Here is a 22,287-nt window from a genome sequence, read left to right as displayed (position 1 = left end):
GTCCGCGCCTCACCAGTCGCCCAGCAGGAGGTGGTTGACCGCGAGCGCGGTCACCGCTTGCGCCGCCAGCCACAGCCGCCGCCGGTCCGGCACGAGCACGACCAGCCACACGGTGAACGGCAGCCAGATCCGTTCCACCTCGGCCTTGCTCAAGCCCGACACGTCGGCCACCAGGATGGCCACCGCGGCCGCCGCGGCCAGTGTGACCGCACCGCGGGCCGTTTCGGGCAGTTTTCGCCACCGCGCGGCGAACGGCGCGAACCCGCAGGCGAACACGGCGGCGGCCAGGTTCGCCCACACCCAGTAAGAGTAGGCGCGGGGTGTCGCGATGCCCTGGTAGTACCGCTCGACGACCAGGTGGTAGCCGTCCAGCCACCAGAACCCGAGCGCCGCGAACACCGCCACCACCGCGGACGCGCCCAGCACGGCCACGCCGACGCCCCGCCAGTCGCGTCCCCGCGGACCGGACAGCAGCACCGCGAGGGCGAGCACGCCCATCAGCACCAGCCCGTACGACAGGAACACGCTGAACCCGAGCACCACCCCGCCGGCCAGCGCGCGTCTCGTCGCCAGCAACGCGATGCCGCACGCCGCGACGGCCGCGAACAGCCCGTCCGCGGACACGCCGATCCACACCGCGCCGGGGAACAGCGCCACGAACGGCAGCACGGCCCGCGCGTGCTCCTCGGAGACGTACGCACGCACCGCCACCGGCACCGCGACCGCCGTCAACGCGCCGACGAGCACCACGAACGCCGAGGCCCACGCGCCGCCGGACAGCCCGATCCGGTCCAGCCCGATGAACACCAGGAACGCGCCCGGCGGGTGCGCGGAGACGTGCGTGGCCCACGAGTCGGGCTGGTAGTCCAGGATGCGGGAGGTGAACTCGCGCAGCATCGCGCCGACGTCCGTCACGCCGGGCACCTCGTCCAGGTACTCGTGCTCGGTGGTCAGCCGGCCGGCGAAGCCGCGTTCCCAGCCGTCCACCAGGGCCAGCGAGAACGTCCACGCCAGGGCGGTCCCGTAACCCGCGCCGAGCGCCGCGCGCCACGACAGCCGCCCGGCCAGGCTCGGGCCCCACACGACGACCGACAACGCCACCAGCACGGCCAGTGGCGTGCCGATGCCGACGTGCGGCAGCCAGTGCGCGAACAGCGGCGGGGTGGGCGCGTGCGTTCTGTCTTCGGGGAGGAGCACGCCGGCCACGAAGGCCGAGGCGACCAGGGCCGCGGCGGCCAGGACACGGAGCACACGCCCACCGTAAGGCCGGTGAGGGGCGTGCCGCGCGGTCGCGGCGGTATCCGTCAGAGGTCCGTAAGAACTGGCGCACACGTCATGATTCGGTAAGCGGCACAACGGTTTTCGACCGTCCACGACGGCCCATGCTGTGGTGCGTGGACGAAATCGACGTGGTGCTCCCCTGCCTCGACGAGGCGGCGGCGTTGCCGGGCGTGCTGCGGGCCATGCCCGCCGGCTACCGGCCCTTGGTGGTGGACAACGGATCGCGTGACGGCTCGCCGGAGATCGCCCGCTCGTTGGGCGCGGAGGTCGTGCACGAGCCCCGGCCCGGGTATGGCGCGGCCGTGCACACGGGCATCGAGCGCGCGCGCTCCGAGGTGGTGTGCGTGCTCGACGCGGACGGTTCGCTGGACCCGCGCGAGCTGCCGGAGCTGGTGACGTTGCTCGGGCGGGCCGAGTTGGCCGTGGGGCGGCGGGTGCCAGAGGCGGGCAGTTGGCCGTGGCACGCGCGGGCGGGCAACGCGGTGCTGGCCGGGTTGCTGCGGCGCAAGGGGCTGCCGGTGCGGGACATCGCGCCGATGCGGGCGTTCCGCCGGCGGGAGCTGCTGGAGCTGGGGGTCGAGGACCGGGCGTTCGGCTACCCGTTGGAGCTGCTGCTGCGCGCGGCGGCGGCCGGGTGGCGGGTGGTCGAGCGGGACGTGCGGTACGGGCCGCGCGCGGCGGGCACGAAGTCGAAGGTGTCGGGCTCGGTGCGCGGGACCGTGCGGGCGGTGCGGGACATGGCGGCGGTCGTCCAGCGGGGCGTCACCCGGCCGGACGTGGCTGAGCAGGACGTGGCCGAGCAGGACGTGGCTCGACGGGACGTGGCTCGGCGGCACGTGGCTGAGCAGGACGTGGCCCGGCAGGACGTGACTCGGAGGAACGTGCGCTGATGACTCACTCGGCAAGCCTGCTGGTGGTGGCCAAGGCGCCGGTGCCGGGCCTGGCCAAGACCCGCCTCTGCCCGCCCGCGACCCCGGAGGAGGCGGCCGACATCGCCGCCGCCGCACTGCTCGACACGCTCGACGCCGTGCTCGGCACGCCGCGCGTCCGGCCGGTGGTGGCGTTGACCGGGTCGCTCGGCGACGCGCGCCGGTCGGCCGAGCTGCGCGCCGTGCTGCGGCACGTCACCGTGCTGCCGCAGCGGGGCGGGTCGTTCGCCGACCGGCTGGCCAACGCGCACGCCGACTCGCACCGCGCGCACGGCCTGCCGGTGTTCCAGATCGGCATGGACACGCCCCAGCTCACGCCGGCGTTGCTGGCCGAGTCGGTCGACCGGCTGGCCGCGCACGACGCCGTGCTGGGGCCGGCGGCCGACGGCGGCTGGTGGGCGCTCGGCCTCGTCGACCCGGCGGTGGCCGCGAACCTCCGGGCGGTGCCGATGTCCCGGTCCGACACGGGCGCGCTGACGCTGCGGGCCTTGGGCGACCTGGACACCGGCCTGCTGCCCGTGCTGTCCGATGTGGACGACATGACGACGGCACGCGAGGTCGCCGCCACCGTGCCGCACACGCGGTTCGCCGCAGCGCTCGCGCACCTGGGAGCCCTGCGATGACCGTCGGCACGCGACTCGGCACGCGACACCGGCCCGACCCGGCCCGCACCCGCCCAGCCGCCGCGCCCACCCGTCCCGGAGCACTGCGATGACCGCGTTCGACCTCGGCCTCAGCGGCGCGGAGTGCCGGCTCGACCTGGCCGACGGCAGCCACCTGCCGCTGCCGGTCGACCGGTGGCACGAGGACGCCGACGACGCCGACCACGTGCTCCTCGACGCCTGCCACGGCCCGACCGTCGACCTCGGCTGCGGGCCGGGGCGGTTGGTCGCGGCGCTCGTCCGGCGCGGGGTGGTGGCGTTGGGGGTGGACAACTCGCCGCTCGCCGTCGCCCTCACCCGGGCCAAGGGCGGGCCCGCGCTGCACCGCGACGTGTTCGGCCGGTTGCCCGGCGTGGGCCGGTGGGCGCACGTGCTGCTCGCCGACGGCAACATCGGCATCGGCGGCGACCCCGTCGCGCTGCTCCGCCGTGCCCGGCACCTCCTGCGCCGGCACGGCAGCGTGCTGGTCGAGGTGGAGCCGCCCGGCTGCGGGGTGCGCCGGGAACGCGCGCGGGTCGCCGGCGGTCCTTGGTCCGCCGGCGGTCCTTGGTTCGACTGGGCGCGGGTCGACGCGCGGGCCGTGGGGCGGACCGCCGAACGGGCCGGCCTGACGCCGCGGTGGGTGGTCGAGCGCGACGGGCGCTGGTTCGCCGAGTTGGTGCGGTCGTGAAGCGCACGTCCAGCCCGCACACCGCCACCCGCCTCGGCCTGTGGCTGGGCGTCGCGTTCGGCCTGTGCTTCGTGACCGGGCTGCTCAGCCACTACCTCCAGCACCCGCCCGGCTGGTTCGCCTGGCCCACCCGCCCGGTCTGGCTCTACCGGTTCACGCAGGGCGTGCACGTCACCTCGGGCGTGGCCGCGATCCCGCTGCTGCTGGCGAAGCTGTGGACGGTGTACCCGAAGCTGTTCGAACGGCCCGTGGTGAAGTCACTGCCGCACGCGCTGGAACGCGGTTCGGTCCTCGTGCTGGTCGGCGCGTCGTTCTTCGAGCTGGTCACCGGCCTGTTCAACGCCACCCAGAACTACCCGTGGCAGTTCTTCTTCCCGTCCGCGCACCACGCCGTGGCCTGGATCGCGGTCGGCGCGCTGCTCGTGCACGTCGCGGTCAAGCTGCCGCTCATGCGCACACCCGCCGAAGAGGTCCGCCGCGGCACGCTCAGCAGGCGCGGGTTCCTGCTCACCACGGGCGGCGCGGCGGCGGTCGCGGTGCTGGCCACGGCGGGCGGCACGGTGCCGTGGCTGCGGACGGTCTCCGTCCTCGGCACGCGGTCGGCCGCGCTGCCCGTCAACCGCACCGCGGCGGCAGCCCAAGTGTCCACTGTGGACGACGGTTGGCGGCTGACCGTCGGCGGACGCCGGTTCTCCCTCCGCGAGCTCGAAGCGCTGCCCCAGACCACGGCCGAGCTGCCGATCGCGTGCGTCGAGGGCTGGAGCGCGTCGGCGCGCTGGACGGGCGTGCCCGTGCGCGACCTGCTGGCGCTGGCGGGCGTCGAGGACGGCGACGTGCGGGTGGAGTCGTTGGAACGCGACGGCCTCTACCGCGCGAGCACGCTGCCCGCCGCCCACGCCCGCGACCCGTTGACGCTGCTCGCGCTCCGGGTGAACGGCGAGACCCTGCCCCTGGACCACGGCTACCCGTGCCGGCTGATCGCACCGAGCCGACCGGGCGTGACGCAGACCAAGTGGGTCACCCGACTGGAGGTCATCCGATGAGGTGGGCGATCGGCGCGGTGGGGGTCGTGATGGGCCTGTGGGGCGCGGTCCTCGTGCTGCCGGTGGTCTCGGTGGACCTGCTGCTGTGGTTCGTCGCGGGCCCGATCGTGCACGACGTCCTGCTCGCGCCCCTCTTCGCCGGCCTCGGCCTGCTGATCGCCCGCTGGGTGCCGCAGCCGTGGCGTGCGGCGGTACAGGTCGGCGGCACGTTCACCGGCGTGCTCGTGCTGCTCGCCGTGCCGCTGCTCTGGCGCCCGTTCGCGGGCGGGCCCAACCCCGGCCTGGTCGACCGGGACTACTGGACCGGGCTCCTGGTGGCGGTCGGCGTGGTCTGGCTGGGCGTGCTCGTGACGACCCTGGCGGGACGGCGCAAGAGACCGCACGCCGACAGGTGAGGGGCGGTCACCTGCCGGTATGCGGCCTCCACAACCGGCTCTGGCACGGGAGCCGGTGGTTCCCGGGGCTAGCGGACCTCGACGGGCTGGCTGCCGAGCGTCACCTCGACCGTGCGGTCCTCGCCGATGGTGAGCTGCACCTTCTCGCCCGGAGCGCGGGACCGAACGGCCGCGACCAGCGAGTCGGAGGCCTCGATGGGCCGGTCGCCGAACTTGGTGATCACGTCGCCGGACTTGACGCCCGCCGCCTCGGCCGCGCCGCCGGCGGTCACGTCGCGGACCACCGCGCCGCCCTCCGGCGCGTCGCCCACCTGGACGCCGAGCACGGTCTGGTTGGCCTTGCCGGTCTCCGACAGCTCCTTGGCCGTGCGGCGGGCCTGGTCGATCGGGATCGCGAAGCCGATGCCGACCGAGCCGCCCTGCGCGGACTGGCCGGAGTTCGGGCTGTAGATGGCCGAGTTGATGCCGACGACCTGGCCGCGCATGTTCACCAGCGGGCCGCCCGAGTTGCCGGGGTTGATCGCGGCGTCGGTCTGGATGGCGTTGAGCACGGTGTCCACGCCGCCCTGCTGCCCACCGGCGCGCACCGGGCGGTTGAGCGAGCTGACGATGCCGGACGTGACCGTGCCGTTGAGGTCGAACGGCGAGCCGACGGCGACGACGTCCTGGCCGATCCGCAGGTCGCCGGAGTTGCCCAGCTCGGCCGTGGGCAGGCCGGAGACGTCCTCCATCTTCAGCACGGCCAGGTCGGACGTCGGGTCGCGGCCCACGATCTTCGCGTCGAACGAGCGGCCGCCCTGGAGCTGGACCTTGATCGGCCCGCCGTCCGCGGCGCTCTCGACGACGTGGTTGTTGGTCAGCACGAGGCCGTCGGAGCTGAGCGTGAACCCGGACCCGGCGCCGCCGTTGACCTGCACCTGCACCACGGTCGGCAGCACCTTCTGGGCCACCTGCTCGATCGAGCCCGCCGGGGCGTCGGAGCTCTGCTGGGCGGGCGGTGTCTGGTCGAGGGCGTTGGTCACGGGCCGGGAGTCCTCGGCGGCCTGGAAGCCGACGTACCCGCCGACACCGCCCGCGACGCCGCCGACGGCGAGCACGAGCGCGGCGACGCCCGCCACGACCTTGCCGCGGCCCCGTGGCGGACGGGGTGCGGCGGAGACCGATCCGGGCGGCGCGTAGTACGGGCCCGGCACACCAGGCTGCGCCGACCCTGAAGGGGAGTGGGCCGGCGAGCCCGGGTAGTCCGCGGCGCCGGTCTGCGGAGCGCCGTGCGGACCGGTGTGCTCCGGGCGGTGGAAGCCTCCCTGCCAGGCCCCCGGCCCGGATCCCGGTAGTCCGGCGCCGCCCTGCACGGCGCCGGGACCACCGGTTCCGGTCTGACCGGCGCCGCCCTGCACAGCGCCGGCCACACCTGCTCCGATCGGGCCGGGGCCGCCCTGCACGGCACCCGCCTGACCGGTTCCCGGCACGCCGGCGGCACCCTGCGAGGCGGCCGGCGAACCGAAGTCATCCGAGTGGCCGGGGCGCTTCCACGCGTCCGACGACCCGGGCACGGGCTCGGCGCCGCTCACAGCTGAGGCGGGCGCGGAGCCGAAGTCATCCGGGTGGCCGGAGCGCGACGGCGCGTCCGACGACCCGGGCACGGACCCGGCGGCGCTCGCGTGCGGAGCGGCCGGCGAGCCGGGGTTCGAGGTGGCAGCGGTGGGCGTCACGCTGTCCGGGTACAAGTCGGCCGGGTGGCCGGTGCTCCCCCGCGGAGCACCCGCCGACCCCGCCTCCGGCCGGTCGGCCCCTACAGCCGACCCGCCGGTCACGTCCTCCGGGCGCGCCGAGGCTCCCTGCCAGGCACCTCCCGCGCCGGTGGACTGCGACGACGCACCGGTGCCGCCCTGCACGGCACCGGTGTCGCCGCCGTCCGGCCGACCAGCACCCTGCTGCTGGAAGCCGGCGTCGTCATGACCGGGCCCGGCGCCCCCACGCGCCCACGGGCTCTGCGGCTGAGGCGGCTGCGACTGCGAGGGCTGCTTCGGCTGCTCGTCTTCGGTCATGTCCACCACTCTGCGGTGCCCGCCTGAGAGCAGCCTTAAACGAAACTGGGCATCACTTGTGAGTAAGCCCGAATTTCGGCCGGGGGGCTCAGCCGCGCAACCGCTCGGCGATCTGCTCCGGCGTGGCGTCGTTCACCCACACGCCCATGCCCGACTCGGAGCCCGCCAGGTACTTGAGCTTGTCCGCGGCGCGCAGCACCGAGAACACCTCCAGGTGCAGCCAGGCCAGGTCACGGCCGGTGCGCACGGGCGCCTGGTGCCACGCCGCGATGTACGGCAGCGGGCGGTCGTAGAGCGCGTCCAGTCGGTGCAGCACGGTCAGGTAGAGGCCCGCGAAGTCGTCCCGCTCGACGTCGGAGAGCGCGGGCAGGTCCGGCACCTGGCGGTGCGGGACCAGGTGCACCTCGACCGGCCAGCGGGCCGCGGCGGGCACGAACGCCGTCCAGTGCTCACTTTCCGCGATGACGCGCGTGCCGACCGCACGTTCAGCGGCCAGGATGTCACCCATCAGCGGACGACCGTGTGACGCCTGGTAGTCCGCCGCGACGGCGAGCATCCGTTCCGTCTTCGGGGTCACGAAGGGGTAGCCGTAGATCTGCCCGTGCGGGTGGGACAGCGTCACGCCGATCTCTTCGCCCCGGTTCTCGAACGGGAAGACCTGCTCGACGCCCGGTGTCGCGTTCAACGCCGCCGTGCGGTCCGCCCACGCGTCCACGACCGTGCGCACCCGCGACGCGGGCAGCGAGCCGAACGACGTGTCGTGGTCGGACGTGAAGCACATGACCTCGCACCGGCCGCGCCCGGCCGCCCGCGCCACCATCGGCATACCGTCCACAGTGGACGGCAGCTCCGGCACGCCCTGTGCGAACGACGGGAACCGGTTCTCGAACACCACCACGTCGTACGACGACTCGGGGACCTCGGTCGGCTTGCCGGGCGTGGACGGGCACAGCGGGCACAGGTCGGCGGGCGGCTTGTACGTGCGGGTCTGCCGGTGCGCGGCCATCGCCACCCACTCGCCGGTCAACGGGTCGCGCCGCACCTCCGACAGCGGCTGCGTGCGCGGCAGGTCGCGGGTGTCGACCGCGTCGCGCGGCGGCGCGTCCGGGGTGTCGTCGAAGTAGATGATCTCGCGACCATCGGCAAGCTTCCCCGCCGTGCGCCTCACGCCAGTTCCTCTCCGCGGCCCGGCACGTGCGCCAGGACCAGTTCGCCGACCTGCTCGCCGAGCACCGTCCGCGCGGGCTCGGCCAATCCCTCGTCCGTCACCAGCACGTCCGCCTCGTCCAGCGCGGCGATGGTGGAGATGCCGACGGTGCCCCACTTGGTGTGGTCGGCGACCACGACGACCCGCCCGGCCGCGTCGACCAGCGCGCGGTCGGTCTCGCTCTCGTTCAGGTTGGGCGTGGTGAAGCCGGAGCGCTCGGCCATGCCGTGCACGCCCAGGAACACCACGTCCAGGTGCAGCGACCGCAGCGCCTGCACGGCCACCGGCCCGACCAGCGCGTCCGACGGCGTGCGCACCCCGCCGGTGAGCACCACCGTGCGGTCCGTGCGCCCGCTCTGCTGCAGCACGTCGGCGATCCGGATCGAGTTGGTCACCACGGTCAGGTCCGGGATGTCGTCCAGGAACCGGGCCAGCGTCCACGTGGTGGTGCCCGCCGACAGGCCGATCGCGGTGCCGGGGCGCACCAGGCCCGCGGCGAACGCGGCGATGGCCTCCTTCTCCGGCAGCTGGCGCACCGACTTGGCCTCGAAGCCCGGCTCGTCGGTGCTGCGGCCGACCACGGACGTGGCGCCGCCGTACACCTTCTCCACCAGGCCGCGGGCGGCCAGCACGTCGAGGTCGCGGCGCACGGTCATGTCCGAGACGCCCAGCCGGACGACCAGGTCGCTCACCCGCACCGCGCCGGTGCGGCGGACCTCTTCCAGGATCACCGCTTGTCGCTGGCGTGCCAGCACGTCACACCTCTTCTTCCCGGATCACGACCACGCCGCCGGCGGGCACGACCACGCTGCCGGACGCACGCGCGCCGGACAGCAGCTCGACACCCGCCGCGGGCAGCTCGGCGTCGCCGTCGCCGTGGTTGACCGCGACCAGCCACGATACGGCGGAGCCCGCCACCTCACCGCGCCGGCGCACCACCTCGACGTCACCGCCCGGCCCGACCGGGACGCCCGCCTGGTCGAGCGCGGTCCGCAGCAGCCGCTCCAGCCCGTCGCCGGCCAGGCCGCACGCCACGTACCAGGCGACGCCCTCGCCGCGCTCGTTGCGGGTCACGGCGGGCACGCCGGGCAGCGGGCCGTCGGAGTAGGAGGCGAGCACCTTCGCGCCGTCGACGTGCAGGTGCTCGGTCCAGACGGCGGCCGACGAGCCGTCGTCCAACGCCACGGTCCGGCCCGCGCCCAGCGGGTGGAACTCCTCGGTCCGCACGCCGAGCAGCTCGCGGAACGCGCCCGGGTAGCCGCCGAGGTGCACGTGGCCGCGCGTGTCCGTGACGCCGGACAGGTACGTGACCAGCAGGTGGCCGCCGCCGGCGACGTGCTCCTCGTACGGCGTCGCGTCGTCCACCGCGTACAGCGCGGGCACGACGACCAGCCGGTAGGGGGACAGGTCCGCGCCGGGCGGCACGAAGTCGACCGTCACCCCGGCCCGCCACAGCGCCCGGTAGTACGCGAAGACGTGCTCGGGGTAGACGAAGTCGCTGGTCGGGTGGCCGGACTGGCTCAGCGCCCACCACGACTCCCAGTCGAAGACGACGGCGACCGCGGCGTCCACGGTGGAGCCGACCAGCTCGGCGATCCGCTGGTACTCGGCCCCGACCTGCTCGACCTCGCGGAACACCTTCGTGTCCGGACCGGCGTGCGGCACCATCGCGGAGTGGTAGCGCTCCGCGCCCGCCCGCGACTGCCGCCACTGGAAGAACAGCGTGCCGTCCGCGCCGCGGGCCATGTGCGCGTAGGAGTTGCGGCGCAGCTCGCCGGGCAGCTTGGCGATGTTGCGCGGCTGCCAGTTCACCGCGGACGTGGAGTGCTCCATCAGCAGCCACGGCCGGCCGGCCGCGAGCCCGCGCACCAGGTCGGCGGAGTACGCCAGGTCGACGTGCCGCTCGGCGTCCTCGCCGCGGGTGTAGTGGTCGTTGGAGACGAAGTCGACCTCGGCGGCCCACTTCCAGTAGTCCAGCGCGGAGAACGAGGCGGCCATGAAGTTCGTGGTCACCGGCACGTCCGGGGTGACCTCGCGCAGCACGTCCCGCTCGGCCTTGAACAGCTCCAGCAGCGCGTCCGAGGAGAACCGGTCGAAGTCGAGCACCTGGCCGGGGTTGTGCAGCGCGGGCGTCGCCCGCGGCGGCAGGACCTGCTCCCACGAGGTGTAGCGCTGGCTCCAGAACGCCGTGCCCCACGCCTCGTTCAGCACGTCGAGCGTCCCGTGGCGGGCGCGCAGCCACTCCCGGAACGCCACCGCGCACCGGTCGCAGTAGCAGCGCTGGACGTGGCAGCCGTACTCGTTGTTGACGTGCCACGCGGCCAGCGCCGGGTGGTCGCGGTACCGCTCGGCGAGCGCGCGGGCGAGCGCGACGGCCTTGGTCCGGTAGACCGGCGAGCTGGGGCAGTACGACTGGCGCGAGCCGTGCGCGAGCCGGACGCCGTCGGCGGTCTCCGGCAGCATCTCGGGGTGCGCGGTGGTCAGCCACGGCGGCGGCGCGGCGGTCGCGGTGGCCAGGTCGACCCGGATGCCGCCCGCGTGCAAACGGTCGAGCACGCGGTCCAACCAGCCGAACTCGTAGCGCCCCTCTTCCACTTCCAGCAGTGCCCAGGAGAAGATCCCCACGCTCACCAGGTTCACCCCGGCCCGGCGCATCAGCTCGACGTCGTCGTCCCAGACGTCCTCCGGCCACTGCTCGGGGTTGTAGTCGGCGCCCCAGGCGAGGCCGCGCACACGGGTGGGCCAAGTCGTCATGTCACAAGAGTGGTCGATTTGCCACGCAAACGTCAACACAGTCCAACAACAACCGTCGGATAGCTTGACTTTTGATGTGTCTCACACCACATTGTGAGTCCTCTTGTTGACTCTTTGTTCACTTGGTTGCGGCCGAGTGTCACCCGGAGGAGCGACGATGACGAGGTTCTCCGCCAGTCCTCACCCCCTGCTGGGCCGCCGCGCGCTGTTGAGGGCGATGGTCGCGGGCGCGGGCATCGCGGCCCTGCCCGGCCTGGCCGCCTGCGGCTCCGACGGCGGAGGCGCCGTCACCGACACGGTGTCGTTCGGCAACAACCAGTCCGACCAGGTGCCGAAGGACGCGATCACCGCCGTGCTGAAGGCGTTCGAGGGCGAGTCGGGCCTCAAGGTCGCGATCAACACCAAGCAGCACGAGCAGTACCAGGAGCAGATCAACAACTACCTGCAGGGCAAGCCGGACGACGTGCTGTCGTGGTTCGCGGGCTACCGCATGCGGTTCTTCGCCGAGAAGGGCCTGACCGGCGACCTGAGCGAGGTGTGGTCGAAGGTCTCCGGCGGCTACGAGCCCGCGCTGAAGGAGGCGTCCACCGCCTCGGACGGCAAGCAGTACCTGATCCCGTTCGTCCAGTACCCGTGGGGCGTGTTCTACCGCAAGAGCGTCTGGCAGCAGCGCGGGTACGAGCAGCCGAAGACGCTGGACCAGCTCGTCGCCCTGTCCACCAAGATGCAGGCCGACGGGCTCGTGCCCATCGCGTTCGCGCAGAAGCAGGGCTGGCCCGGCATGGGCACGTTCGACCAGCTGAACTTCCGGATCAACGGCTACCAGTTCCACGTCGACCTGATGGCCGGCAAGGAGGACTGGCAGGGGCCCAAGGTGCGCGAGGTGTTCGACACCTGGAAGCGGCTGCTGCCGTTCCACCAGGAGAACGCGCTGGGCCGGGAGTGGCAGGAGGCCGCGCAGGCGTTGCAGCAGGGCAAGGCGGGCATGTACCTGCTCGGCTCGTTCGTGGCGCAGCAGTTCAAGGGCCCCGACGTGGACGACCTGGACTTCTTCCCGTACCCGGAGATCAACCCCGAGCACGGCCAGGACACCGTGGAGGCGCCGATCGACGGCTTCATGATGTCCCGCAAACCGGGCAATCCCGAAGGCGCGCGCAAGCTGCTGGAGTACCTGTCCACGCCCGCCGCGCAGCTCGCCTACGTCAAGGCCGACCCGAGCCAGGTCGCCGCGTCGAACAAGGCCGAGACCACCGGCTACAACGCGTTGCAGAAGAAGTCGGCGCAGGTGATCAAGGAAGCCGCGCACATCACGCAGTTCCTCGACCGCGACACCGACCCGCGCTTCGCCAGCGACGCGGCGACCAACGGGCTCAACGCGTTCATCCAGAACCCCGACGACCTCGACACGATCCTCAAGGGCATGGCCGACCAGGCGAAGACGATCTTCACGGGGTGACGGCGTGACCGCGTTGCAGTCCCCCCAGTCCCCTCGTTCTCCCGCGGAGCCCGCCGGGACGTCGGCCCCCTCCCCGACGTCCCGGCGCGGCAGGCGTCGCCGTGCCACCGCGTTGGCGCCACGCGACAAGCTCGTGCTCGGGCTGATGCTCGGCATCCCGTCGCTGGTGCACATCGCGCTGGTGTGGGTGCCCGCGCTCGGCTCGGTCGGGCTGTCGTTCAGCTCGTGGGACGGGATCGGCGGGTTCGCCGACATCGAGTGGGTCGGCTTCCAGAACTACGTCGACATCCTCACCCGGTACCCCCGGTTCTGGCCCGCGTTCCGGCACAACCTGATCTGGCTGCTGTTCCTGCTCGTCGTGCCGACCGTGGCGGGGCTGCTGCTGGCCGTGCTGCTGGACCGCCAACTGCGGTTCGGGCGGATCTACCAGAGCGCGCTGTACCTGCCGATGGTGCTGTCGCTGGCGTTGGTCGGGTTCATCTGGCAGCTGATCTACCAGCCCGAGCAGGGGCTGCTGAACAACGTGCTCGGCACCGCGTCGACGGACCCGGTGAACTGGCTGGGCGATCCCGACATCAACCTGTACGCGGTGCTGGTCGCGGCCGGGTGGCGGCACACCGGCTACATCATGCTGCTGTACCTGGCCGGGCTGAAGTCGGTCGACCCGGCGTTGAAGGAAGCCGCCGCGCTGGACGGCGCGAACGCGTGGCAGACGTTCTTCCGGGTGACGTTCCCGGTGCTCAAGCCGGTGAACGTGGTCGTGCTCGTGGTCACCGTGATCGAGGGCCTGCGGGCGTTCGACATCGTGTACGTGATCAACAAGGGCCGCAACGGGCTGGAGCTGCTGTCCGTGCTGGTGACCGACAACATCATCGGCGAGTCGAGCCGGATCGGGTGGGGCTCGGCGCTGGCCGTCGTCCTGCTGCTGATCTCGCTCGGGTTCATCATCACCTACCTGTTCCAGGTGTTCCGCGAGGAGGACCGGGCGTGACGGCCGCTTTCCGACCTGGGCGCATCGCCCTGCACGTGTTCCTGGTCCTGACGTGCCTGGTGACGTTGTCGCCGCTGCTGTGGGCGTTGTACGCGTCGCTGCGGACGTACGACGACACGGCGCGCAACGGGTACTTCTCGATCGCCGAGAGCCTGACGTTCGACAACTTCACGTCGGCGTGGACGACGGCCGACCTGCCGCACTACTACCTGAACACGTTGATCGTGACGGTGCCGGCGCTGGTGCTGGTGCTGCTGCTCAGCTCGATGGTGGCGTACGGGGTGTCGCGGTACAGCTTCAGGTTCAACCTCGTGCTGCTGATGCTGTTCACGGCGGGGAACCTGCTGCCGCAGCAGGTGATCGTGACGCCGCTGTACCGGCTGTACCTGCTGACGCCGTTGCCCGCGTGGCTCAGCGACAGCGAGTTGCTGCTCGACTCGCAGCTCGGGCTGGTGCTGATCCACGTGGCGTTCCAGTCGGGGTTCTGCGTGTTCGTGCTGAGCAACTACATGAAGACGATCCCGGCGGAGCTGGGTGAGGCGGCGCGCGTGGACGGCGCGGGCGTCTTCCGCCAGTACTGGCAGGTGATCCTGCCGCTGTGCCGACCCGCGCTGGCCGCGTTGGCGACGCTGGAGTTCACGTGGATCTACAACGACTTCCTGTGGGCGCTGGTGCTGATCCAGACCGGCGACAAGATGCCGATCACGTCGGCCCTGCAGAACCTGAAGGGCACCTTCTTCGTGGACAACAACCTCGTCGCCGCCGGTTCGCTGCTGGTCGCCCTCCCCACGCTGGTGGTCTTCTTCACCCTGCAACGCCAGTTCATCGGCGGCCTGACCCTGGGGTCCACCAAGGGTTAGGCGTGACGGCGGTCATAGGGCGGTATCAGCGGGGCGCGGGCGTGATCCGACAGAGCAGAAGGCCCCGCTGAGAGGACGCCCCGATGCCCATCCGTCGCACCTTGGTCGCCTGCACCGCCGCGGTCGTCGCCGCACTCGTGGTGGCCCCGTCCGCGCAGGCGAGTCCGGCCACGCTGTACGCCGAGGTGGCCGAACTCGCCGACGAGCTGAACGCCCTGGCGTGGCCGGGGCAGGACACCTACAACTACTACCCGGGCGAGCTGGGGCACCCGGACGGCGCGTCGACCGTCGTGTGGGGCACGCCCGGCAGCCCCACCACGTACGAGAACAAGGCCAAGTGCGCGCCCCTGCTCACCCACGCGCTCAAGCACACGTTCGCGTGGGCGACCGACGGCTACCTGACCACCGAGTTCGGCAGCACCAGCCCCACGTCCGGGCAGTACTACGACGGGTTCCAGGCGGGCGCCGACCACTTCACCGCCAAGTCGACCGTGCCCAGCCTCGTGCAGGGCGACGTCATCGCGGTCAAGTACACCGACTCCGCGGGCGGCACCGGCGACGCGACCGGGCACATGATGGTCGTCGCCGGCGCACCGCAGCCGTACAACCGCGACGGCAACGCCTCGACCCGCGAGTACGCCGTGCCGGTGATCGACAGCACCAAGGAGCCGCACGGCGTGCCCAGCACGTGGGCCGGGTCGCCGGTCCACCTGTTCCCGGACACGCGCCGGACGGGCACCACCGAGTACACCGGCGTCGGCCGCGGCTGGATCTTCATCAGCACGGGCTCCGACGACGTCCCGACCGGCCACTGGTGGGGCGCGAACGAGAACCTGACCGGCGAGTACAAGCCCACCACCACCCGCCCGATGACCTTCCGCACCCCCACCTGACCAACCCGCGTGTCGAACCTCCAAGTCGCGCGTGTCGAACGCTCAAGACGCGCGTGTCGAACCTTCGGGTCCCGCGTGTCGAACCTCCAGGACTCCCGAGTTCAACGTTCGCGTTCTCGACCGAGCCGACGCGAGTGGTGAACCCGGGGGTCCTGAGCGTTCGACACGCGGGACCCGAGCGTTCGACACGCGGGACCTGAGCGTTCGACACGCCGGTTAGTGGTGGTGGGGGTTCGGGGGGACGGGGGCGGGGCGGCCCGGGAGGCGGATGCTGAACATGGCGCCGCCCTCCGGGGCACGGCCCACGTAGGCCAGGCCGCCGTGGCGTTCCGCCACCTGCTTGACGATCGCCAGGCCGAGGCCGGAGCCGGGGAGGGTGCGGGCCTCGGAGGAGCGGTAGAAGCGCTCGAAGACGTGCGGCAGGTCGGCGTCGGCGATGCCGGGACCGGAGTCGGCCACCTCGACCACCGCGCTGCCGTCGCCCAACTGCTTGAGCGAGAGGCGCACGACGCCGCGTGCCGGGCTGAACTTCACCGCGTTGTCCAGAAGGTTGAGGACAGCACGTTCCAAAGCGCTGGAGTCACCCAGAAGAGACCACGGCTGCACCTCGACCACGAAGTCCACGTCGGTCGCCCGCCGCTTCGCCCGGTCCAGGGCGCGTTCCACCACCTCGACCAGGTCCACCGGCTCGTGCACGACCTGCGGCGCGTCCTCACGCGCCAGCTCGACCAGGTCGCCGATCAACGTCGTCAGCTCGTCCAGCTGCGCCCGCACGTCGGCGTTGATCTCCGCCTTGTCCTCGTCGGACAACGTCGGCGCGTCCGGCCGCTCCGAGGCCAGCAGCAGCTCCAGGTTCGTGCGCATGGACGTCAACGGCGTCCGCAGCTCGTGCCCCGCGTCCGCGACCAGCCGCCGCTGCCGCTCCTGCGACTCCGCCACCGCGCCCAGCATCGCGTTGAACCGCTGCGACAACAACGCCAGCTCGTCGTCACCCGACACCGGGATCGGCCGCAGGTCACCGGTCAGCGCGACCCGCTCGGTGGCCTCCGTCAGCCGCTGCACGGGCCGCAGCCCGGTCCGCGCCACCGCCGTCCCCGCCGCCGCCGCGACCAGCACACCGAGCCCGCTGATCACGAACAGCACCACGGACAGCTTGCCCAGCGTGACGTTCAACGGCTTGGTGGACTGCGCGATCACCATCGCCTGACCGTCGCCGTACGGCACCGCGATCACCCGGAAGTCGGTGCGCAGGTCGGTCCAGATGTTCTCCAACCGCGACCCGCGCGCCACGTCCAGGTCCGCGGGTTGGGTCGGCGGCGCGATCGTGCCCTTCGGGTACAGGATCTGCCCGCTCACGTCCAGCACGCCGATCCGGATGTCGCCCGCCGCCAGGAACGCGCCGGGGATCTCGGTGACGTCGTAGTTGACCTTCGGCGCGTTGACCGCGGCCTGGGCGCGCTGCCGCAGGTTCTCGTCCATCTGGTCGTGCAGGTTCTGGCTCACCGTCATGTACGCGCCGAGCGACACGACGGCGACGGCTCCGGCCACGCAGAACGCGGCCAGCAGGGTCACCCTGGCCCGCAGCGACACCCGCTGGAGCCGCCCGTTGGCGGCACCGATCACGGAGGGGTCTCCCGCAGCACGTAGCCGACACCGCGCACCGTGTGCAGCAGCCTGGTCTCGCCCTCCGCCTCGGTCTTGCGGCGCAGGTAGCCGACGTAGACCTCCAGCGCGTTGCCCGAGGTGGGGAAGTCGTAGCCCCAGACGTCCTCGAGGATCCGGCCGCGGGTCAGCACCTGCTTCGGGTGCGCCAGGAACAGCTCCAGGAGGGCGAACTCGGTCCGGGTGAGGCTGATCGCGCGCTCGCCGCGGCGCACGTCCCGGGTGCTCGGGTCGAGCTCCAGGTCCGCGAACCGCAGCACGGCGCCCGCGGGCTCCTCGGCGTCCGACGCCGCCCGCCGCAGCAGCGCGCGCAGCCGGGCCAGCAGCTCCTCCAGCGCGAACGGCTTGGGCAGGTAGTCGTCGGCGCCCGCGTCGAGCCCGGACACCCGGTCGGACACCGCGTCACGGGCGGTGAGCACGAGGATCGGCAGGTCGTCGCCGGTGCTGCGCAGCCGGCGGCACACCTCCAACCCGTCGAGTCGGGGCATCATCACGTCCAGCACCATGGCGTCGGGGCGCTGGGAGACGACGGACTCGAGGGCCTGCTGGCCGTCGCCGGCAAGGTCGACCTGGTAGCCGTTGAACTGCAGTGAGCGACGAAGCGACTCACGCACGGCCCGGTCGTCGTCGACAACGAGGATGCGCATGCGGTCAGTCTTGCCGCTGGTCCTGAGAGCCGCCTGAGAAGCCGGTGTGAGCTACCCGTCAAGTTTCCGGGCCGTTGCGGGCCACCGGGGCGTTCCAGCGACGCCACAGCGCCAGCAGCCGCAGCCCGACGATGACCACCGACCCGACCAGCGTCACCGGCACGGCGGGCAGGCCGAGGTAGTCCCCGAACGCCACCACGACCGCGCCGCACAACGCCGCCACCGCGTAGATCTCCCGGCGCAGGACCAGCGGGATCTCCCGCAGCAGCACGTCGCGCAGCGCGCCGCCGCCGATGCCGGTGGTCATCCCGACCAGGCACGCCGCGTACGGCGGTGCGCCGAGCGCGAGCGCCGTCGTGGTGCCCGCCGTGACGAACAGGCCGAGCCCGATCGCGTCCAGCAGCAGGACCGCCCGCCACAGCTTCGCCACGGTCGGGTGAAACCAGAAGACCACCAATCCGGTGACACCGGCCACCGCCAGGTACGGCCAGCTCACCAGCGCCGCCGGCGGGTGCACGCCCAGCAGCACGTCCCGGATGATCCCGCCGCCGAGCGCCGTGGTCAGCGCCAGCACGATGACCCCGAACACGTCGAGCCGCGCGCGCACCGCCGCGACCGCCCCGGAGGCGGCGAACGCGGCGATGCCGACCAGTTCCAGCGCGGCGAGCAGCACGGCTGGTCAGGTTAGAAGTAGTCCGCCAGCCGCGGCACGCCAGGTGCGCCGACCAGCCGGTCGAGCAGCGCGGCGTCACCGTCGAGCAGGCCGGCGCGGCGCAGCGCGTGGCTGTTCTGCATCCCGCTGAACCACGGCCCGAGCGCACGCGCGTGCAGCCGCACGGCCCCGCTGCCACCGGCTTCGACGCGCACCGCGCCGTCCTCGACCACCAGCCGGCACCGTCCCGCGTGCCACGGCGCGTGCTCGTCGATCACCTCGAGGTCCACCGCCGCGGGTTTCAGCCACGCCGCCGCGGGCCAGCCGCGCGCCGCCACCGCCGCCGGCAGGTCCACCACGCGCAGCAGCCACGACGACGTGGTCACGGTGTACTCGATCGCCTGGTTCGTCAGCAGGCCCGTCACGGCCGGGTCGGTGACGAGCAGCCGCGCCTTGTCGAGCACGCCGGCCCAGCCGCCCAGCTCCCGCAGCAGCCCCAGCTGGGTCGTCACGTCCCGGCCGACGAGGTCGTGCACCCGCAGCCCGGCGGCGTCGCGCTCGGCCGCGAGGTACCCGCGCACCTCGCCGTCGTGGCCGGGCGCCACCGACACCACGGCCTCCTTGAGCAGGTCGTCCGCGGCGATGGTCGGCGGGCTGCGGTCCACGAGCCCGTCCACGGTGGACGCGACGTCCAGGTAGCACGCCTGCAACGCCGGGAGGTCGCCCTCGACCACGGGCCGGGTGGCGATCCGCGCGCCGGCTGGCATCCGGTCCAGCGGGAACTCCAGCCACTCGAACACCCCGGACCGCTCCCACCCGCGCGACCGGTACACCGCGGGCACGGTCGCGTACAGCGCGGACAGCGCCTGGCCGCGTTCCCGCATGTCCCGCAACGCCGCTTCGAGCAGCGCGCCGGCCACGCCGCGGCCCCGTGCCCAGGAGTCGACGGCCACGCCGCCGACACCGCCCATCGGCACGGTCGAGCCGCCCCAGAACTGGTGGAAGTCCTTGATCGTGAGCAGGCCCGCCGCGTGCCCGTCCACCTCGGCGAGCAGCCCCCGCCGACCGGGCCGCAACGACGGCTCGCCGATGCCGCCGAACGCCACCCGGCGCAGCCGGTCGGCCTCGCCGACGTCGTCCTGGGTCAGCTCCCGGATCCGCACACCGTCCTGCTTACCAGGTGAAGAAGCCCTGACCGGTCTTCCGGCCGAGGTGTCCCGCCGCGACCTTCTCCCGCAGCAACGACGGCGGCGCGAAGCGCGGGCCCAGCTCCGCCGCCAGGTGCTCGGCGATGGCCAGCCGGACGTCCAGCCCGACCAGGTCGGTCAGCCGCAGCGGACCCATCGGCCACCCGTACCCGAGCCGCATCCCGGTGTCGATGTCCTCGGCGCTCGCCACACCTTCTTCGAGCATCCGGATGGCCTCCATGCCGACCGCGACCCCGAGCCGCGACGTGGCGAACCCCGGCGCGTCCCGCACCTCGATCACGGTCTTGCCCAGCTCCTCGGCCCAGCCGCGGACCCGCGCCACCACGTCGGCGGCCACCCCGGCGTGGTGCACCAGCTCGACCAGCTGCTGCACGGGCACGGGGTTGAAGAAGTGCATCCCGAGCACGCGTTCACCGGGCAGCCCTTCGGCCAACGCCGAGATCGACAACGACGACGTGTTCGACGCCAGCACCGCGTCCGGGCAGGCCCGGGCCGCGTCGCCGAGCACCCGCCGCTTCAGCTCGACGTCCTCGGGCACGGCCTCGACCACGAGCGCCGCGCCCCGCCCTACCTGCGTGTCGAGCCGCTCGACCACGGTCAGGCGCGTCAGCAGCTCGGACGGCGCCGCGTCCAGCTTGCCCCGGTCGGCGGCCTTGGCCAGCGACGCCTCGACCGCGCGCCGCGCCGCCGCCACCCGGTCGGCGCCCGCCTCCACCAGCACCACGTCGTGCCCGCCGGCGAGGAACAGGTGGGCCACCCCGGCGCCCATCGTGCCGCCGCCGATCACCACCGTGATCATCGGTCGACGACCTCCGCGGCGAACATCGCGACCAGCTCGACGCCGCCGATCTCGGACAGGTTCGCGCCCGCGGCCTGCCACTCGGGCGTGCGGAAGGCGTCCTTCATGGCCTCGGCGGACTCGAAGTACATCTCGGCCACGATGTGCAGCTCGTGCTCGCCGAGGAAACCGGGCACGAAGACGCGTGAGACCTTCGCCACCTCGGCGCGCAGCAAACCGGGCGTCTGCTCGACCAGCGGCAGGTGCGAGGCGAAGTAGGCCTCGTCGAACGCCTCGACGTCGGCCGGTTTCCGGTACAGGGCGACGTACTTGACCATGTGACACCTTCCGTCCGGTTTCGCCTGCGAATGTAACACCGGCACCATGGAGCGGTGCGGATCATCCTGCTGCGCCACGGACAGAGCCTGGGCAACGTCGACGAGTTGGCGTACTGCCGCGTCCCCGACCACGCCCTCCCGTTGACCGAGCTGGGCGAACAACAGGCCCGGGACGCCGGGCCGCGGATCAAGGCGCTCCTCGACGGCGACCCGGCGGCGGTCTACGTCAGCCCGTACGTGCGGACCAAGGCCACCCTGCGCAACCTCGACCTCGGCGACCAGCTGGAGCGCACGGTCGCCGAGCCGAGGCTGCGCGAACAGGACTGGGGCAACCTCCAGGACCCCGTGCAGCAGGAGGTGCTCAAGCACCAGCGGCACGCGTTCGGGCACTTCTTCTTCCGGCTGCCCAACGGCGAGTCCGGCGCGGACGTGGACGACCGCCTGGCCGCGTTCCTGACCGACCTGGAGACCCGGATGAAGGACCCGGCGCACCCGGGCACGGCCCTGGTGGTCTCGCACGGCCTCACCATCCGGCTGCTGTGCCGTCGCCTGTTCGGGTGGAGCATCGAGCTGTTCGAGTCCCTGTCGAACCTGGAGACGTGCGAGCACCGGGTCCTCACCCACGACGGCCAGGCGTGGCGCCTCGACCGGCCGTTCGACCAGTGGCGGGCGTCCCCGGACGGCGAGACCCAGGGACCGCTCGCCTAGCCGGGCACCACGTCCGCGACCACGCACACCACGTTGTCCGGCCCGCCACCGGCGTTGGCCAGGTCGACCAGCCGCCGCGTCGCCTCCTCCGGCTCGTCCACGGACCTCAGCACCTCCCGCAGCTCCTCTTCCGGCACCACGGTGTGCAGCCCGTCCGAGCACAGCAGATAACGATCACCGGGCACCGCGTCGTGCAGCGCCAGGTCCGGCTCCACCTCCTTGCCGTGCAGGGCCCGCACCAGCATCGACCGCTGCGGGTGGCTGACCACCTCCTCCTCCGTCAGCCGCCCCTCCGCGATCAGCGACCGCACCACCGTGTGGTCGTGCGTGATGCGGAACAGCGCGCCGCCGCGCAGCAGGTACACCCGCGCGTCGCCGACGTGCACCAGGCCCAGCCGCGACCCGGACAGCACCAGCGCCGTCAACGTCGTCCCGCTGCACTCGTCGGCCGGGTTCGCCGCGAGGTACTCCCCCACCGCCGTCCCGGCCCGCCGCACGGCGTCCGCCAGCGCGTTGAGCAGCTCGCCCGCCGGTATCGCGGTGTCCAGCCGCGCGAGCGCGTCGATGGCCACCGAGCTGAGCGGCTCGCCCCGCGCGCCGAACCCGTCGGCCACGGCCAGCAGCCGATCGCCCGCGTAGCCGACGTCCTGGTTGGACTCGCGGACGAGCCCGCGATCGGTCCTCAGCGCGTACCGCAGCGTCACGGTCATGGTGGTGTCCTCCCCGGAGAGTTGCTCCACGAGGAAGGAGGCGAGGCTCCGCCGTGCCGCGGTGTCAGCCTCGACCTGCGCCCAGTAGGCGCGCACCTCGGCCGCCGCGTCCGCCGGCGCCAGCTCGCACACCCCTCGGATGCGGGCCAGCGGCATCCCGAGCCGGCGCAGCCACGCCACCAGCCGGGCCCGCTCGACCTGGTCCGGCGAGTACAGCCGGTACCCCGACAGCGGGTCGACCCGGGCGGGCGTCAGCAGGCCCAGCTCGTCGTAGAGCCGCAACGCCTTCGGCGACAGCCGGACGGCCCGCGCGAACGCACCGATGGTCAGCAGTTCCACGCCTGCCCCCTCCCTCGGCCGGACCACGCGGCCCGACCGGGGACCACCGTGCGGCT

At 72.8% G+C, this 22,287-nt stretch carries 21 protein-coding genes and 1 pseudogene; 10 read left to right on the top strand and 12 right to left on the bottom strand.

Annotation, left to right across the window (positions count from 1 at the left end; all coding sequences use genetic code 11):
* Positions 1–9 precede the first annotated feature (9 nt).
* On the bottom strand, positions 10–1,251 hold the full coding sequence (locus ADK67_RS26825) for a hypothetical protein (RefSeq protein WP_197289629.1): 1,242 nt from the start codon (positions 1,249–1,251) through the stop codon (positions 10–12).
* Positions 1,252–1,382: 131 nt separating this feature from the next.
* Here ADK67_RS26825 and ADK67_RS26820 point away from each other — a divergent pair.
* From ADK67_RS26820 to ADK67_RS26800, 5 genes and pseudogenes are all read left to right on the top strand, one after another.
* Positions 1,383–2,039 (top strand): annotated as a pseudogene (locus tag ADK67_RS26820) (glycosyltransferase family 2 protein); the annotation flags it as partial.
* Between the two features lie 131 nt (positions 2,040–2,170).
* Positions 2,171–2,833, top strand: a complete 663-nt coding sequence (locus ADK67_RS26815) for a TIGR04282 family arsenosugar biosynthesis glycosyltransferase (protein ID WP_053719288.1) — start codon at positions 2,171–2,173, stop codon at positions 2,831–2,833.
* A gap of 88 nt (positions 2,834–2,921) precedes the next feature.
* Entirely contained in the window at positions 2,922–3,542 is a 621-nt protein-coding gene (locus ADK67_RS26810) for a class I SAM-dependent methyltransferase (RefSeq protein ID WP_053719287.1), read from the top strand.
* Entirely contained in the window at positions 3,539–4,585 is a 1,047-nt protein-coding gene (locus tag ADK67_RS26805) for a molybdopterin-dependent oxidoreductase (protein WP_053719286.1), read from the top strand. The genes ADK67_RS26810 and ADK67_RS26805 overlap by 4 nt, the downstream gene beginning before the upstream one ends.
* Positions 4,582–4,980 carry a hypothetical protein gene (locus ADK67_RS26800; protein WP_053719285.1) on the top strand — a complete coding sequence of 133 codons (399 nt, stop codon included), beginning with the start codon at positions 4,582–4,584 and terminating at the stop codon, positions 4,978–4,980. Before ADK67_RS26805 ends, ADK67_RS26800 begins: the two co-directional genes overlap by 4 nt.
* A 68-nt stretch (positions 4,981–5,048) precedes the next feature.
* Here ADK67_RS26800 and ADK67_RS55120 read toward each other — a convergent pair whose 3' ends face one another.
* From ADK67_RS55120 to ADK67_RS26780, 4 genes are all read right to left on the bottom strand, one after another.
* Positions 5,049–7,028, bottom strand: a complete 1,980-nt coding sequence (locus tag ADK67_RS55120) for a trypsin-like peptidase domain-containing protein (RefSeq protein WP_197289628.1) — start codon at positions 7,026–7,028, stop codon at positions 5,049–5,051.
* 88 nt (positions 7,029–7,116) lie between these two features.
* Positions 7,117–8,196 (bottom strand): galactose-1-phosphate uridylyltransferase, encoded by a 1,080-nt coding sequence (galT, locus tag ADK67_RS26790; protein WP_053719284.1) that lies wholly within the window; start codon positions 8,194–8,196, stop codon positions 7,117–7,119.
* The gene (locus tag ADK67_RS26785; RefSeq protein WP_053719283.1) at positions 8,193–8,990 is read right to left on the bottom strand and encodes a DeoR/GlpR family DNA-binding transcription regulator; all 798 of its coding nucleotides are present in this window, start codon (positions 8,988–8,990) and stop codon (positions 8,193–8,195) included. Before ADK67_RS26785 ends, galT begins: the two co-directional genes overlap by 4 nt.
* Before the next feature lies 1 nt (position 8,991).
* Entirely contained in the window at positions 8,992–10,989 is a 1,998-nt protein-coding gene (locus ADK67_RS26780) for a beta-galactosidase (protein WP_053719282.1), read from the bottom strand.
* A 157-nt stretch (positions 10,990–11,146) separates the two neighbouring features.
* On the opposite strand from ADK67_RS26780, the gene ADK67_RS26775 reads away from it, so the two are divergent.
* From ADK67_RS26775 to ADK67_RS26760, 4 genes are all read left to right on the top strand, one after another.
* Entirely contained in the window at positions 11,147–12,445 is a 1,299-nt protein-coding gene (locus tag ADK67_RS26775; RefSeq protein WP_053719281.1) for an ABC transporter substrate-binding protein, read from the top strand.
* Positions 12,446–12,449: 4 nt separating this feature from the next.
* On the top strand, positions 12,450–13,436 hold the full coding sequence (locus ADK67_RS26770; RefSeq protein WP_082403847.1) for a carbohydrate ABC transporter permease: 987 nt from the start codon (positions 12,450–12,452) through the stop codon (positions 13,434–13,436).
* Complete coding sequence (locus ADK67_RS26765) at positions 13,433–14,296, top strand: carbohydrate ABC transporter permease (protein WP_053719279.1); 864 nt, start codon at positions 13,433–13,435, stop codon at positions 14,294–14,296. The genes ADK67_RS26770 and ADK67_RS26765 overlap by 4 nt, the downstream gene beginning before the upstream one ends.
* Positions 14,297–14,379: 83 nt before the next feature.
* A complete protein-coding gene (locus ADK67_RS26760; protein ID WP_053719278.1) occupies positions 14,380–15,189 on the top strand; it encodes a hypothetical protein in 810 nt (269 codons plus the stop codon).
* A 216-nt stretch (positions 15,190–15,405) separates the two neighbouring features.
* On the opposite strand, the gene ADK67_RS26755 is transcribed toward ADK67_RS26760, so the two are convergent.
* The 6 genes from ADK67_RS26755 to ADK67_RS26730 are packed head-to-tail and all read right to left on the bottom strand — an operon-like array spanning position 15,406 to position 20,474.
* Positions 15,406–16,812: a sensor histidine kinase gene (locus ADK67_RS26755; RefSeq protein WP_053719277.1), complete on the bottom strand. Its 1,407-nt coding sequence runs from the start codon at positions 16,810–16,812 to the stop codon at positions 15,406–15,408.
* Complete coding sequence (locus ADK67_RS26750) at positions 16,809–17,498, bottom strand: response regulator transcription factor (protein ID WP_053719276.1); 690 nt, start codon at positions 17,496–17,498, stop codon at positions 16,809–16,811. Before ADK67_RS26750 ends, ADK67_RS26755 begins: the two co-directional genes overlap by 4 nt.
* Positions 17,499–17,556: 58 nt before the next feature.
* Positions 17,557–18,171 carry a trimeric intracellular cation channel family protein gene (locus ADK67_RS26745; RefSeq protein WP_053719275.1) on the bottom strand — a complete coding sequence of 205 codons (615 nt, stop codon included), beginning with the start codon at positions 18,169–18,171 and terminating at the stop codon, positions 17,557–17,559.
* Positions 18,172–18,182: 11 nt separating this feature from the next.
* Positions 18,183–19,313 (bottom strand): GNAT family N-acetyltransferase, encoded by a 1,131-nt coding sequence (locus ADK67_RS26740; RefSeq protein WP_053719274.1) that lies wholly within the window; start codon positions 19,311–19,313, stop codon positions 18,183–18,185.
* Between the two features lie 10 nt (positions 19,314–19,323).
* Positions 19,324–20,157 carry a 3-hydroxyacyl-CoA dehydrogenase family protein gene (locus tag ADK67_RS26735; RefSeq protein WP_053719273.1) on the bottom strand — a complete coding sequence of 278 codons (834 nt, stop codon included), beginning with the start codon at positions 20,155–20,157 and terminating at the stop codon, positions 19,324–19,326.
* The gene (locus ADK67_RS26730) at positions 20,154–20,474 is read right to left on the bottom strand and encodes an EthD family reductase (protein WP_053719272.1); all 321 of its coding nucleotides are present in this window, start codon (positions 20,472–20,474) and stop codon (positions 20,154–20,156) included. The genes ADK67_RS26735 and ADK67_RS26730 overlap by 4 nt, the downstream gene beginning before the upstream one ends.
* Before the next feature lie 54 nt (positions 20,475–20,528).
* Between ADK67_RS26730 and ADK67_RS26725 the strand changes: the two genes are divergently transcribed.
* Positions 20,529–21,182, top strand: a complete 654-nt coding sequence (locus ADK67_RS26725; protein ID WP_053719271.1) for a histidine phosphatase family protein — start codon at positions 20,529–20,531, stop codon at positions 21,180–21,182.
* Here the strand turns inward: ADK67_RS26725 and ADK67_RS26720 are convergent.
* Positions 21,179–22,231 carry a MerR family transcriptional regulator gene (locus ADK67_RS26720; RefSeq protein ID WP_053719270.1) on the bottom strand — a complete coding sequence of 351 codons (1,053 nt, stop codon included), beginning with the start codon at positions 22,229–22,231 and terminating at the stop codon, positions 21,179–21,181. The genes ADK67_RS26725 and ADK67_RS26720 overlap by 4 nt on opposite strands.
* Between the last annotated feature and the right edge of the window lie 56 nt (positions 22,232–22,287).

This window comes from Saccharothrix sp. NRRL B-16348 (genome assembly GCF_001280085.1).
Lineage (GTDB): Bacteria > Actinomycetota > Actinomycetes > Mycobacteriales > Pseudonocardiaceae > Actinosynnema.
Note: the sequence above shows the minus strand (reverse complement) of the source record. Positions and strands in the feature narration are given on the sequence as shown.